This is a genomic window from Planctomycetota bacterium (assembly GCA_035574235.1).
Taxonomy (GTDB): Bacteria; Planctomycetota; MHYJ01; order MHYJ01; family JACPRB01; genus DATLZA01.
This window is the reverse complement of sequence record DATLZA010000079.1, coordinates 39,771-53,230: the sequence shown is the minus strand read 5'-3', so window position 1 is coordinate 53,230 and position 13,460 is coordinate 39,771. Positions and strand designations below refer to the sequence as shown.

General features: G+C 68.9%; 10 protein-coding genes. 2 read left to right on the top strand and 8 right to left on the bottom strand.

What is annotated here, in order from left to right; genetic code table 11:
* The 6 genes from VNO22_07190 to VNO22_07165 form a co-directional block, all read right to left on the bottom strand.
* The coding region (locus tag VNO22_07190) for a PVC-type heme-binding CxxCH protein (GenBank protein HXG61138.1) at nucleotides 1-1,229 on the bottom strand (1,229 nt) is incomplete at its 3' end.
* 84 nt (nucleotides 1,230-1,313) lie between these two features.
* On the bottom strand, nucleotides 1,314-2,696 hold the full coding sequence (locus VNO22_07185) for a DUF4832 domain-containing protein (protein HXG61137.1): 1,383 nt from the start codon (nucleotides 2,694-2,696) through the stop codon (nucleotides 1,314-1,316).
* A gap of 161 nt (nucleotides 2,697-2,857) precedes the next feature.
* A complete protein-coding gene (locus VNO22_07180; GenBank protein HXG61136.1) occupies nucleotides 2,858-4,711 on the bottom strand; it encodes a hypothetical protein in 1,854 nt (617 codons plus the stop codon).
* Nucleotides 4,712-4,762: 51 nt separating this feature from the next.
* Entirely contained in the window at nucleotides 4,763-5,356 is a 594-nt protein-coding gene (locus VNO22_07175) for a carboxypeptidase regulatory-like domain-containing protein (protein HXG61135.1), read from the bottom strand.
* On the bottom strand, nucleotides 5,353-7,218 hold the full coding sequence (locus VNO22_07170; protein ID HXG61134.1) for a prolyl oligopeptidase family serine peptidase: 1,866 nt from the start codon (nucleotides 7,216-7,218) through the stop codon (nucleotides 5,353-5,355). Before VNO22_07170 ends, VNO22_07175 begins: the two co-directional genes overlap by 4 nt.
* 8 nt (nucleotides 7,219-7,226) lie before the next feature.
* The gene (locus VNO22_07165) at nucleotides 7,227-9,149 is read right to left on the bottom strand and encodes a hypothetical protein (protein ID HXG61133.1); all 1,923 of its coding nucleotides are present in this window, start codon (nucleotides 9,147-9,149) and stop codon (nucleotides 7,227-7,229) included.
* Between the two features lie 171 nt (nucleotides 9,150-9,320).
* Between VNO22_07165 and VNO22_07160 the strand changes: the two genes are divergently transcribed.
* Entirely contained in the window at nucleotides 9,321-11,306 is a 1,986-nt protein-coding gene (locus VNO22_07160) for a serine/threonine-protein kinase (protein HXG61132.1), read from the top strand.
* Nucleotides 11,306-12,094 (top strand): phosphoenolpyruvate hydrolase family protein, encoded by a 789-nt coding sequence (locus tag VNO22_07155; GenBank protein HXG61131.1) that lies wholly within the window; start codon nucleotides 11,306-11,308, stop codon nucleotides 12,092-12,094. The genes VNO22_07160 and VNO22_07155 overlap by 1 nt, the downstream gene beginning before the upstream one ends.
* 84 nt (nucleotides 12,095-12,178) lie before the next feature.
* Here the strand turns inward: VNO22_07155 and VNO22_07150 are convergent, their stop codons facing one another.
* Together VNO22_07150 and VNO22_07145 are read right to left on the bottom strand one after the other, a co-directional pair.
* On the bottom strand, nucleotides 12,179-12,718 hold the full coding sequence (locus VNO22_07150; protein HXG61130.1) for a PA14 domain-containing protein: 540 nt from the start codon (nucleotides 12,716-12,718) through the stop codon (nucleotides 12,179-12,181).
* A gap of 83 nt (nucleotides 12,719-12,801) precedes the next feature.
* Entirely contained in the window at nucleotides 12,802-13,452 is a 651-nt protein-coding gene (locus VNO22_07145; protein HXG61129.1) for a DUF1349 domain-containing protein, read from the bottom strand.
* Nucleotides 13,453-13,460 lie beyond the last annotated feature (8 nt).

The window sequence follows — 13,460 nt, the reverse complement described above, 5'->3', positions numbered from 1 at the left end:
TGAAGCGGCGGGGCCGGCTTCGGGAGGCCGCGGGGAGCGACCCGGTAGATGCGCCCGTTGCGCCGGTCCCACGTGTCGCGGGGGTCCACGTGGTTGAGGCGCGCGTCGTACCAGTCCACGACATAGAGCGCGCCGTCGGGTCCCACGAGGCAGTCGATCGGGCGGAACCAGGGGTCGTCGCTGACGAGAAGCTCGCCGCCGTGACGGGCGGTGAAGCTCGATCCTTTGCGTTCCAGGAGATGCCAGTGGACGGCGTTGGAGAGGGGGTTGGCGGCGATGTAGGTGTCGTGGAAAGCGGGCGGGAAGGCGCCTCCGAGGTAGAGAACGCCGCCGCAGGTGACGTGGCCTCCTTTGAAGCCCGCATAGGGGACGTGGTCGAAATAGCCGAACGCATAGGGGTTGTGGAGCGGGCCGTGCTTGGCGAAGCCTTTGATGTAATAGCCGCCCTGGACCTGATGGAGGCAGGCGAAAGAGGACCAGTTGGTCCCCGCGAGGGCGTGGCCGTGCCGGTCGAAGTCCAGTCCCCAGGTATTCCCGCCGCCCTCGGCATACAGCTCGAACTCTTTCGTGACGGGGTGGTAGCGCCAGATGCCCTGCTGGAACTCGATGCCGCGGATGCGGGCGGTCACGGTGCTGCCGTGGGCGCCGTAGAGCCATCCGTCGGGTCCCCACTGCAGGGAGTTGGCGAAGGCGTGAGCGTCCTCCATGCCGAACCCTTCGAGGAGGACCTCGGGATCGGCGTCGGGCACGTCGTCGCCGTCGCGGTCCGGGTAGAAGAGAAGGTACGGCGGCTGGGCGACGAAGACGCCGCCGCGTCCCAGGCACAGGCCGCTGGCGAGGTTGAGGCCCGTGACGAAATCCTTGGCCGTTTCGTAGAAGCCGTCGCCGTTGCGGTCTTCAAGGATCGTGATCCGGTCGGCGCCGCGGGGGCCTCGGGGAGGCGGCTCGGGGACGCGGTCATACACGGTGCGCAGATACTCGTCCACCCGGACGGGTTTGAGCCCCGCGGGGGTCGGGTACTGGAGGTACTGAAGGACCCAGATTCGCCCGCGATCGTCGAAGCTCATCGTGACCGGCTGGCGGATCTGGGGTTCCGACGCCGTGAGGGTGACCTCGAAGCCTTCGGGAACCCTCATGCGGCGGACGGATTCCTCGGGCGAGAGGTCCTGGACCGCCGCGGCGGATCCGGCCAGCGCGAGGAGGAGAAGGGGGGAACGCCGAGCGCGCATGAATCGAGGCTTCTCCGGAATCGTTCGGTCCCGCTCCGGTCCTCCTACTCTACGGTCGGGGAACGTTTCAGGGCACGATTTTCGTCACGGCGCTTCGGCGAATCTCGCGGCGGCCGGATCGGCGCCCCCGGGAGCGGAGGGATCCACGAGGAGGTCCCGCGTCAGGACGTTGTATCCGGAGGCGGGGTCCCAGAGGCCCGCGTTGGCCAGCCGGAGGGCGTACTCGGGACGGTACTGGAGGCTGAGCGCGGCGTCCGGCATCCACAGGCTCAGGCGATACCGGCCCGGCGGCACGCCGGCGGGGACGCGCAAGCGGGCCGTGAAGAACGCCTCGCGTCCGCCGCCGTCCCAATGGCGCACATCCACCCACCATAGCCGGCAGGCGTGCCACGCCGTGTCGCCGGCCAGGACCAGATAGACAGGGCGGCGGTTGAAGGGGGGAGCGTAGCCGTCGTTGCGGACGCGCGCGGAGAACTCGAGGATGCCGCCGGGCCGGACCGCGTCGGGCCAGGAGGCCTCCAGGAGCCGGATGCGGTATCCGAGTTTGCGCCGGAAGACCTCCAGCCATCCGGTGCGCTGCCAGGTTTCGATGACGGAGCGCTGGTATTGGCGGCTCAGGAAGGAGAAGCGGAAGCGGGTCATGTGTCCGTCCGCGTGAGGGCCGTCGGTCAGGGGGGCGTTCAGGCGGTTGCATTCTCCGCCCACGGGGACGAAACGGCTCTCCGCGGCGACCCACTCCTTGTGGGGCTCCGCGGGAGTGGGATAGGTCCCGCCGTCGTTTTCGTTGGAGAGGAAGGCGTCGTTGTGGTGGCCCACGCGCGCGCGGTCGGATCCGGAAAAAGCCTCCGCCGGATCGAGGGGCGCGAATCCCAGGGCCTGCTGTTTGTGAATGGGTTTACGGACCTGGATGGCCCGCTCGCGCGGGAAGACGGCCAGGAGCGCGCGCAGGATGTCGTTCTCGTCGGCCGGATTGGTGAGGCCGTAACTGGAACTGTGCCATTCTCCCCACGCGCCGATGAACCCCGCCTGGAGGACGGCGATGACGTCGGAGTGAGCCTGAAGGAGAGGAGCGAGCTGGCGGATGTGCTGGAGGATCCACTCCTTGGGCGCGTCCGGATCCCCCGGCCGCTCGCTGTATTTGAACCGGAGGATGACCTTGATTCCCGAGGCGCGAGCCGCGTCGAATCCGGCCCAGAGCTTCGCCAGGAAGGCGGAATCGATGGGGGAGGTCCGATAGGCCGCCAGGGAAACCGAGGCGAATCCCAAGGTGTCCCCGTTGGCCCGCAGGAAGCGAAAGTCGCGGCCGTGGACAAGATCGACCCAGTAATAGAAGCCCCGTTCGGGGTTGAGGATCGCCTCCTCCGAAGGGGCGAAGGCATGAGTTCGCGCCGGCGGAGCTTCGTCCGCCGCAGCGTTCAGGATTCCGCCGAAAAGAAAGGGCAAGACCGCCCGAATGCCTCTACCCATACACCGATCCCTTCCATGCGCCCGCTCCAATGCACCGCTCTCACGGCCGGGCTGCCGAGAGAGCTTACGGATCAAGGTGTTACGAATCGGCCGTAACCGCCGTTTGATTGGCAGGATGCGAATCCGGTGGCGGTCCAGGGGTGGGCGCCGTTCGGGCGGGACTACGGAGTGCACTCCCGGTAGAACCGATCCATGAGAAAGTCGAGGCTTTCGATAGAGAGTCCAAAGTAGTCTTCGAGGGGCCGCCCGGCGCGCTGGTAGGTGTCGCGGAGAAAGTCGATGAAGTCTCCGCGGTAGCGTCCTCCGTCGAAGGTCATGAGAAAATAGACGGCCGCGCCGGCGCCCCGGTAGTTCTGCGCGATATTACCCTGATCCCAGTCCCGGCCGGTCACGAACTCGAGCATTCTTCGAAAGGAGTGCTCGGGCCGACCGGCGCGGACGTGTTTCGTGTATTCGACGACTCTGCGGTGGTTTTCGAAGGCCCCCAGAGTCATGACCCCGTCCTGAAAGAAGGCGTCCTCCAGGTAGACGGCCGCTCCTTCGGCCAGCCAGGCGGGGGCGCCTCCTTCCGAGAACTCGCCCAGGATCTGGTGCGTCAGCTCGTGCTGGAGCACGGTGGCGTCGAAATCGCCGCCGTCCGCGTAGAAGTACGAAGCGCCGGTGCTTCCGGAGTAAAAGCCGGCCGCCCAGTTCGTGGGGGGAGAAGCGAACCTCTTAAACTGCGCCTCGTCGCGATAGAAGTGGACCACAAGTCGCTTGGAGACGGGCGCGACGCCGAAGATGAGGTCCGCGCCGCGCGTGGATCCCGGCTTGGCGAAGAAGACGTCGTACTCCCCGAACGCCTGCAGGAAAAAATCCTCCAGGCGCTTGAGGACCTTGACGGAAAGCTCGAGATCCGCGGTGGAGACGAGCTCGAAGTGCTCGCTCTTGAGCCTCCAGGGCGTGGAGGCTTCGGCGTGCAGCCGGTTCCAGGAGGCGATCGCATCCCAGCGCCGGAACTCGGGGTCGAAATATTCACCCCGTTCGTAGCGGGCGCGCTCCCGGGCGAGGATCCACCCCCAGCGGTCGTCCCAGACCCAGCCGGCGCGGAACTGTTCGGCGTCGTACGGGCGCAGCCACCGGTCCTGCACCTTCACCTGTCCGAGCGCCTTGCGCGCCCGCGCATTCTCCGGATCCACCCGGATCAGATACTGGAACAGATCGAAGCCCAGGCCGGGTTCCCGTGCGGCCAGGCATTTGTCCACCGCCGCCAGGAGGCGGTCCGCCAGGGGCTTGACGAGCTGCTCGAGGCGGGACTCGAACCGCCGGGCGTCCCCTTGGGTCTCGGCCGAGTGCTCCAGGGCGTCGAGGGCGGCCGCGAGGTCCGCGGTCCCCGGCCCCTCGGGGCCCAGGAGCCGGCGCGCGAGGTCCTTGAGCCGTGTCCGGGCTTCAGGGGGCGCGTACTTCTCCTGGCGCATCCAGTCGACGATCTTGCGGATCTCGGCGGAGGCGCTGCGCACGCGCTGGGCGAGGAACTCGTCCACGGTACGCCGGGCGGTCTGCCGCTGCTCGCGCAACTGCGCCCGCCGCGGAGCATCCGGGGCCGGCTTGGCCGGCGGCCGGAGGCGGTCCAGAATCGCCTGCACCTTCCGGCGTTCCTCCTCGAGCTTTTTCTGAACGCACCACCGGCGCAGGTCTTCGAGAAGCCCGGGACCCGTAGCCTGTTTGAGCTTCCAGGAGAAAAGAACCGCGTGCGCCTCCCGGAGGCGGGCCTGAAGCGACTTGTCGGCGTCGAATAGCCGCTTTTGGCTTTCGAGAAGATCCTCCAGGAGGTGCGCCGCCTTCGCCGATTCGCGCGCCCGGGCGAACGCCCGGTCGAGGGTTTCGGACAACTGCCGCACGGTCTCCGGTCGGTCGGCTTCGGACGCATAATAGCGGCGCGCCAGATCCTCGAACCGGTCCGCCCACGATTCCTCGTCCGCCCGCGCCGGCGCGGCGAGCGCCGAAAGGGCGAGCGCCAAAAGCCCGCTCCGCATGGCCGGATCCCCTCCCGGAAAGATTCCGCATTCTTTATACGGCGGAGGGGATCAGAAGTGGAGGGTGATTTCCCGGAGCGTGCCGGGATCCGCCTGAAGCTCGAGCTCGCGAACTCCGGACTCCTCGACCCACGCCGCCAGCGTGTAGCTTCCCGCGGGAAGGTCGGAGAAAAGAAAACGCCCGTCGGAGCCCGTGACCGCGAAGTAGGGATGCTCGACCACGCCGACATAGGCGCGCATGTGGGCGTGATAGTCGCACTTGAGGACGATCATGATCTCCGGCCGGCGGAACACGCGGACGACGCTTTCGTCCCGGAGGAGATTCACGTTGAACCCCTCGTTCTCCAGCGTGTCGCTGTGGACGTTGTGAATCGTATCATCCGAGGACGTGATCCGCAGGGGCTGGCCGACGCGGACTCCGAGGACCCGGGGGACGAATTCCAGGCCGCGCTGGTCGACAATCACGGGCTCCGAGGGAGGGGCGAAGCGGAGTCCCTCCAGCCCTTTCTTGACGTAGACGAAGGCGTTGGGGATCGGGCCGTGGGGGCCGACGACCCGGCCCGAGACCGTCGCGCGTCCGCCCGGAGCGGGCGGCGCGGCGCAACCCGCCCAGAGGACCGCCACGACCGCAAGGGTTCGATTCATCTCCGCTCGATCCGGTCCTCCGCTCCGGCGGCACGATAGATTTCGAGCGTGCGGTCGAAGGCGGGATCCCGCGCGCCCGCCAGAGTCAGAGGACGGGGCGCCAGGGCGCCCAGGGCGTCCGGGATGTCGAGTGCCCGCAGGACCCCGAGGAAGTGCGGTCCCTCGCGATGCGAGGCGGGAGGTTCGACGAGCGTGACGGCCGCCGCGCGCTCCGGCTCGAGAAGCGCGGCGTACGCGGCCAGGATTCCCGCCGGCCCGCGCCCGGCCAGGCGCCAGGAACGGCCGTCGGCGCGCAGGGCGGCGCGCACGTCCCAGACCCGTTCGGCGTCCACCGTCGTGCCCAGGAGCACGTAGCTTCGCTCGACGGTGTTGGGCGGATTCTTCCGCGTCCAGCCGCGTCGCGGAGCCACCACCCGCGCGGCGGCGCCTCCGACGAGGGGGCGGGCCCAGGAGGGGAGCTCGCCCGCCGGTTCATCGGGATTAAGAACCACCATCCAGGGCGGCGCGCTCGCGGCGCCCGGAAGGTCCGCGACGGAGGGGCCCACTCCGGGGGCGCCGGGGATCCGACCGGGGGCGGGATCTTCCGGAAGGCCCGCGAAGACGCGTTTCCGAATCTCGCTCACCAGGCGCGCCCTCCACGGCTCGAACCCTCCGGGCGCCGGCGCCTCGGGACGGGAAAGAACGGGGAAGATTTCGTCCGCGCGCGCGTTGAGGGAGTCCCTGGGCAGATCCGAATCCTCGGGGAAGACGCGCAGCTCCCGGCCCGCGTGGCGGTGCTTGCCGTCGGGACCGAACCCCGCATCGGGATCCTCGACGGGACGGGCGTCCTGCTTCAGGTGCCGGTTGAAGAACTCGAAGATCGCCCGCCGGAGGTCCCGCCGGTAGGCGTGGCCGCCGATGCTGACGACCGCCTCCACGCGGTCCCCGGCGCCGAAGCGCGCATAGAGCGTTTCGAGCCGGTTGATGACCCGCTCGTTGGCGCTCATCGGGAAGATGGGGTCCTGATCCGAATTGGCGAAAAGCAGCGGTCGCGGAGAAATGAGCGCCGCGATCGTGGTCCAGTTCCAGCGGGCGGTGTTGTAGAGGAACATGCAGTCGCAGTGGCCGTTGACGCCGTCTTCGCCCACGTAGTAGACGAGGTCGGCCATGCCGCTCACGGGCGCGGCCGCGCGGACGCGCTCGTCGGCGGCGGAGATCCAGAAGGTCGCCGCCCCGCCCCCGGAGATTCCGGTGACCCCGATCCGGGTGGGATCCACCTCCGGACGCGAGACGAGGTAATCGAGGCCCCGGATCCCGTTCCAGCATTCAACGCCGGCCGGGGTGTAGCCCGCGGAATGCCACCACCAGCGGCCTTCGCGGTAGGTTCCGTGGTGGATTCCGGCCACTTCGCCCAGCTGGAGCGTGTCGAGCGTCAGGCAGACGTATCCGTGGAGCGCGAACCAGATTCCGTGGTCCTGGTAGGCGGCCTTGTTTCCGTCGCGCCCCCGGTTGCTGTGGCCGCAGAGGTAGAGGATGGCCGGGTGGCGTCCCGAAGCCGGACGGGGCAGATAGAGATTGCCGGTCACGTAAAGGCCGGGCCGGCTCTGGAAGTGGAGCTTTTCGATCGTGTAGCCTTCCGCGTCCACGCGTCCGGTGATGCGGGGTTCCAGGGGTGTGCGCTCCGGGAGGGGACGCAGCCCGAGCATGTCGAAGTAGGCATCCCGCAAGGCAGGGCGGAGGCGCTCGAAGTCCTCCGCCGACTTGACGCCCGGCAGGAACTCCCGTTCGAGCGCGGCGGCGCGCGCGGCGAGTTCCCGCCGGATCTCGCGGTCCGGATCCTGCGCCGCCGGGACCAGAAGAAGAAGGATCAGACGCCAGGTCATGGATCACCTCATCGGGACGGAACCGGTTCGAACTCGACCCAGCGCGTGACCACGTTTTGTCCGGTGGGGAGGTCCCAGACGTGCGGCCCGCCCGGGGCGAAAACGTGCGACGCGCGGCGGGGACCCTCGTGGTCCGTCCAGTCGAACGTCACGCGGGTCGCGTCTCTTCCGGCCGCGTAGACCGCATGCGCCTCGGCCCGCAGGTAAGCGCGGCCGCCCGTGTTGTGGAAACGCACGAGGACCGAGCGGGCTCCTCCGGCGGGAAGATCCGCGGAGCCCCAGCAGAGGCTCTGGGACCAGAAATCCTTCGGTTCCTCTCCGCGGCGCTCGATCTTCCAGTCGCGAACGACGGGCTTCCAGTCCCGTCCCCCGTCGGTCGAGTATTCGATCGCGTAGGCCACGCGCGGGTCCGGCGGATTCCCCGAGGCCACGTGGGCCGCGGCATGGATCCGGAGGATCGGCTCGCCGCGCGGCGCGGAAACCTCCAGCGTCACGCGCGGGGAGGGGAAGGACCCCTCGACGAGCCGGGCGCGCGCCTGGGCCACCGTGGGACCGACGGACGCGAGGCCGCGGCCGGACGATTCGAACGTCACGCGGGTGCCTCCATCCTTGAGCCGGGGCATGACCGAGGAGTTCGCCTGACAGACGGTCGTGATCGTAAGGTCCGATCCGGCCAGGGTCCGGGCGGAGGCGCCCAGCCGAAGAAGATACTGCCGATAGCCCTTGACGAAGTCGGTCAGGTCCATGCTGTCCCGCAAGGTTCCCGCGGATTTCCAGGTCCGGCCCAGGTCCACGGACACGTCCACGGGGCACGAGGCGCGTCCGCGCAGGACGAGGCCGTTTCGTCCTCCGGGGGAGTAGATGTCCCACGCGCCGGGTCCGGGGGGCGTGGCTCCGATGATGTAGGGGGACACGAACTCGAAGATGACGTGTCCCTCGCCCTCGTCGACGACGCCCTCCTTGTAGTCGCCCCCGGCGAAATCGGGCCGGTAGGTATAAACGGCGTTGGCGAAACGGGCCTGGCCCACGCGGTAGGGAGAGCCGCTCTTCGAGCCGTACATGAGCTCCGGCTGGTTGACCCAGGTGAGCGGCCGCTCGGGTCCGGGAATCCCGCCGGCGTTGTAGTTGCGGCCCCAGAAGACGAAGGTCTTTCCGTCCTCCAGGCCCGGCTGGAGATACCGCCGGAAGGTTTCGCCGCGGCGGAGGCGCACCAGGGGCGGCGGCCCCGCGTACCCGGAAAGATATTCGGCCGTCGTGAAGCGCGTGTAGACGCCCTTGGCGTCCTGTGGATGCAGGCCGGCGACGAGCCACCCGCGCTGGCGTTCGGGACGGAAGCCGCGATCGCCGAAGCGATTCACGTCGCGCATGACTTCGGCGATCGAAAGAAGCGCCTCTCCCTTTTCGTCGAAGATCACCGTGGAGATGTCGTGATCGAGGAGGACCCATTTCCCTGTCTTATAGGGACCGCCGGTGAGGAAGACCTCGAAGGAGTTGTGTCCTTCGACGCCGACGGCGCGGCCGCGGACGTGGCCGAGGAGATCCTGCATCTCCGCGCTCCACTGGGAGTGGGTGGTGCCGCACAGGCCGAATCCGTGGGCGAAAAGGCCCGTCCAGTAGTCGCGCGTCCGGAGGTCCCCCTCCGTGAAGCCCTTATCCCAGAGGTTTTCAGCGCCCTCTTCGCCGTGCCAGTAATGTGTGTTGCGCCAGAGCCAGGATGCGAGGGCCTTGTCCTCGTCGGTGGAGACTCCGCGACCGGTCACCTTCCGGTAGAGCTCCGCCTGGGTGGCGAAGAGGCGTTCGAAGCGGGAGCAGGAAAGCTCTCCCGGGTACCAGGGGTGATCGGTTTTGACCTGAGGGTCGCCGGTGTCGGCCCAGACCGGGGCGGCGAGGATCGCCGCCGCCAGGGCGCACGCGATGCGGGGGAAGGACATGGGGTTCTCGCGAAAGGGTTCCGAATCGTGTCCGATCCCGCTCCCGGTTCCGCCTAATATACCCTACGGCCGCGGGGGCGCGCGAACAAGAAACGGCCCGAATTTCGAGCGGCGGGATATAGTTTAAGAAAGACGAACCAGGAAGGCTCCCTCGCGGGGGTCTCTCCGGCCATGACTTTCTCTTCCGAACGGATCCAGAGCCGGGTGGATATCCTCCTGGCCAAGGCGCTGCTGGACCGGTCGCTCGTCGGCCGGGATCTCGTGCGCGACGCCTTGAGCGAGCAGGCGCAGAGCGTGACGCGCGGACGCAAACGTCCGCGCGCGCTGGGCGCGATTCTCGTCGAGAAGGGCGCCCTGGGGGCCGATACGCTGGCCCGCCTGACGGAGGAGCTGGAGGTCCGCGCCGTGGAGGAGGAGATCCTCCTGCAGGAGGACGAGGCGCTCGGGAAGCTTCTCGTGGAACGCTGCAAGGTGTTGCCGTCGCAGATCGAGGAGTGCCGCCGGCTTCGGGACGAGGCGCTCGAGGGGAACGGCGCGGGGCCGGTTCCCCGGCTGGCGGACCTCCTGCGCGGGAAGAAGTACGTCGGCGAAGAAGCGCTTCGGCACGCGACGCGGGTCCTCGCCAGGACGGTGCTGGCCTGCGTGGCCTGCGGGAAGCGGACGAATCTCGCGGGTCTTTCCTCATGTCCCTCGTGCTCCGGTTCCCTGGAGAAGCTCTCTCCGGAAGCGGGCGACGAGCCTTGGCCGGATGAATCCGGCCCGGGCAACACCGACACGCAGGAACTGGTTCCCGGCCTGGCGGAACGGCTGGGCAAGTATCTGCTCGTCCGCCACGCCGGCAAGGGCGGCATGGGGGTGGTCTATGAGGCGCTCGATCTTCAGCTGAACCGCCGGGTGGCCTTGAAGCTGATGCTCGCCGAGCGGGCTCCCCAGGGGCAGCCGCCTTCGCCGGAGGAGGAGCGTTTCGTGCGCGAGGCCCAGCTCGCCGCCAAGCTCCGCCATCCGAACATCGTGACCGTGTACGAAGCCGGAGTTCTGGAAGGCCGCCCTTACATCGCCATGCAGTTCGTCAACGGCCGGCCGCTGTCGGATCTCCTGGGAAAGGGCGGTCTGCCCCTGCGCCAGCTCGTGAAAATCCTGAGAGACGTCGCGCTGGCCCTGCACCACGCGCACCAGGAGGGGGTCCTCCACCGGGACCTCAAGCCGGCCAACATTCTGGTGGACGCGAATCAGACTCCGTACGTGACCGATTTCGGCCTGGCCAAGGAGACCCGGCGCCCCGGCGGGGCGACGCCCGGGCCGGCGATCACGCTTTCCGACCGGGTGGTGGGGACCCCTCAGTACATGAGCCCCGAGCAGGCGCTGGGCGAAAAGCAGGTCGATCGCCGGGCGGACGTCTATTCGCTGGGGGCGATTCTTTACGAGTTTCTCGCCGGGCGGCCTCCGTTTCGCGGTGATTCCCCGATCGAGATCCTGACCAAGGTGGTGTCGGAGGAGGTCGCGCCGCCTTCGAATCTGGCGCGGGCCCGGGGCGTTGCGCTTCCGGACCGGACGCTGGAATCCATCTGTCTCAAGGCGCTGGCCAAGAAGCCCGCGGAGCGGTATCCGACGGCGAAAGCGCTGGCGGACGACCTTTCCCGCTGGCTCAAGGGGGAGGAGGTGAAGGTCGTCGCCTTCGGCCGCCGCAAGGTGCCGGTGTGGGCGCTGGCCGCGGCGGGCGGCGCGGCTCTGGCGGCGCTCGTGGGGGGGATCTTTCTTGCGACGCAGCCGTCGGCGGCGGAGCGGGAGCTGGCGCGGGCGGCGCGGCTGCTGTCCGAGGGGCGCTACGCCGAGGCGGCCGAGGTGTACCGGGCGATTCTCGAGCGCGCCCCGGGCCAGGAGCGCGCGCGGCTGGGGATGGCGCTGGCCCAGGAGCGGGCGCGCGCGGAGCGGCTGGCCAAGGCGGTCGAGGAAGTGGAGTGGGCGCGACGCCGGGCGGAGGAGGCGCGGCGCGAGGTGGAACGTCTTTCCTCGGACGTGCCGCCGGTTCCCCAGGAACGCGCGCGCCGGAGCGCCGAGCTTGAGGAAGCGCGCGCGCGGCTCCGCCGGGCCGAAGAGGAAGCGGAGCGGGCGCGCGAAGCGCTGTACCGCGCGATGGAAGCGTTCCAGGAGCCCTGATGAACCCGGCGATCGAGGAGCTCTCGGCCGCCTGGCGCCGCCGGGCGGCTTCCGAGGGCGTTCCGGTGCTCGGCGCGGCGGTTTCGGAATCCGCGGCGGCCCGGGCGCTCGAGAAGGCGGGCGTTGATTTTCTGGTCGCCTGCGGGCCGGGGTCCGACGGAGCGGCGGGACTGCTTCCGTTTGCGGACGCGAACGCCCGGGTTCTTCAGGCGGCGGCGCAGTTCTTCGCCGAGCCCCGCGGCGTCCCGGTCCTGGCGGGGATTTGCGGAACGGATCCGCTGCGCCTGATGGGCCGGTTTCTCGAGGAGATCCGCCGCGCCGGATATGCGGGTCTGATGAACTGGCCGAGCGTGGGGATGATCGACGGCTCGTTCCGCGCCGCCCTGGAGGAGGCGCGGCTGGGGTACGAACGGGAGGTGGAAGCGGTCCGGGGCGCGGGCGCGGCGGGGCTCTGGGCGGCGGCGTGCGTCTTCGGACCCGACGAGGCGCGGGCGATGGCGCGCGCGGGGGCCCGGGTGCTCGTCGTGCACGCGGGTCCGGGGAACTGCTCCGCGGAAGAATTTTCGCGGCGGGTGCGGGAGGTCGCGCGCGCGGCGCGCGAGGGGCGGGGGGATGCGCTCGTCCTGGCGCACACGGAACCTTTGAGAACGCTTCGGGACTTCACGGAGCTTTGGACGGGGACGGGGGAGCTGGACGGCTTCTTCGGAGGAAGCCTCTTCGAGGGGCGCGGACGGCCGGGCGCGGAGGAAGTCGCGCGGCTGCGGCGCCCGCCGGCGCGGGAGCTTTGAGCGAACGGGTCCGATAACGAAAGCAAGACGCTTTCGCGTCTTGCCGTGCGGAGGTAACCTATGCGGTGATTTTTCGGCGGCCGGCTACTTGTCGATCTCTTTGTCCCTCCGGTGAAGGAGCGCCGTCTCGGGGATGGGCTCCTTGGCGATCCCCTCGGCTTCCCAGGAAACCCGGCAACCCGCTTCCCCCATATTCTCGAAGAATTCCACCTTGATTTCGTACTCGCCGGCCTTGAGGGTCATCTCGCCGCTCTTCTCCTCCATGGGATGAAGGCCGCCGTTTTCGACCACGGGCCGGCCGTCGATCCAGAGGCGGGAGCCGTCGTCGGATTCCAGGTAGAAGGTATACTTGCCGTCCTTCGGGACGCGGAGGAGGCCGGTCCAGCGGACGTAGAAGTAGTCTTCGAGATCCGTGTCGGCGAACTTGCCCGACGTGCTGGAGTAGTTAATCTGGCGGTCCACGCGACGCACGGCGGGTTTGTGGTCGGGGGCGAGGGCGGGGAAGTCCTGCACTTCGCGGCCCAGACGGAAGAACTCCGCCACCAGGCCGGAGCGGACCTCCGCTCCCGTCTCCTGGCGGACGCTTCCGAACGCGGGGACTCCCGCCAGCAGGACCGCCGCCATGCAACGCCGCTTCATACCGTCCGAAGACTTCCGGACATCTGTACCCCGAGACGGCCGGGCGTTACCGTGCGGCGGCGCGGAACTCAGCGGGCGGCGCGGACGACGCGGAAGGCCCGGAAGGAAGCCCAGCGGTCGGTTCCCGCGGGCGCGCCGCAGGCCATGAGTCCCACCCGGGCGGCGCCGGGAACGCTGTCGTATTCGCCCACGGAGATCCATTCCGTCCCCGCCGCCGGTCGGTACTCGCCGCGGATCCGGGTTCCCGTCCAGAGCAGGCGCAGCCGCACGGGGCGGGACGGTTCCTCGCGGGTGGGAAGATGGGCGGGAATTCCTTTCGCCTCGCGGGCGAAGACGATGTGGGTCTTTCCCTTGAGCGATTCGCAGACGAGCTTGAGGTAATTGGCGTCGTCCACGTAGAAAAGCAGGCCGGACTGCTCGGCCTCGGCGGCGGGGGCGTGATCGATTTCCACCTCGACCGCCACCGGCGCTTCGGGGGTGCCGGCCGCCGGCGGAGTGCGCACCAGGAGATTGCGGGCGTTGTTGGTTTTGAACCAGATGGTTCCCGGCTGAGGGGAGATCCGGAGCGCCCCTCCCTCGAGCTTCCAGCCGGCGGCGTCCTCCCGCACCCAGGACCAGCCGTCCGAGAGCTTCCCGTCGAAGGATTCCTCAAACAGGGGCGCCTCGGCCTGCATCAGAGGCATCGCCGCCGTCACCAGCACCACCGCCGCGGTCTTCATCGTGCGCG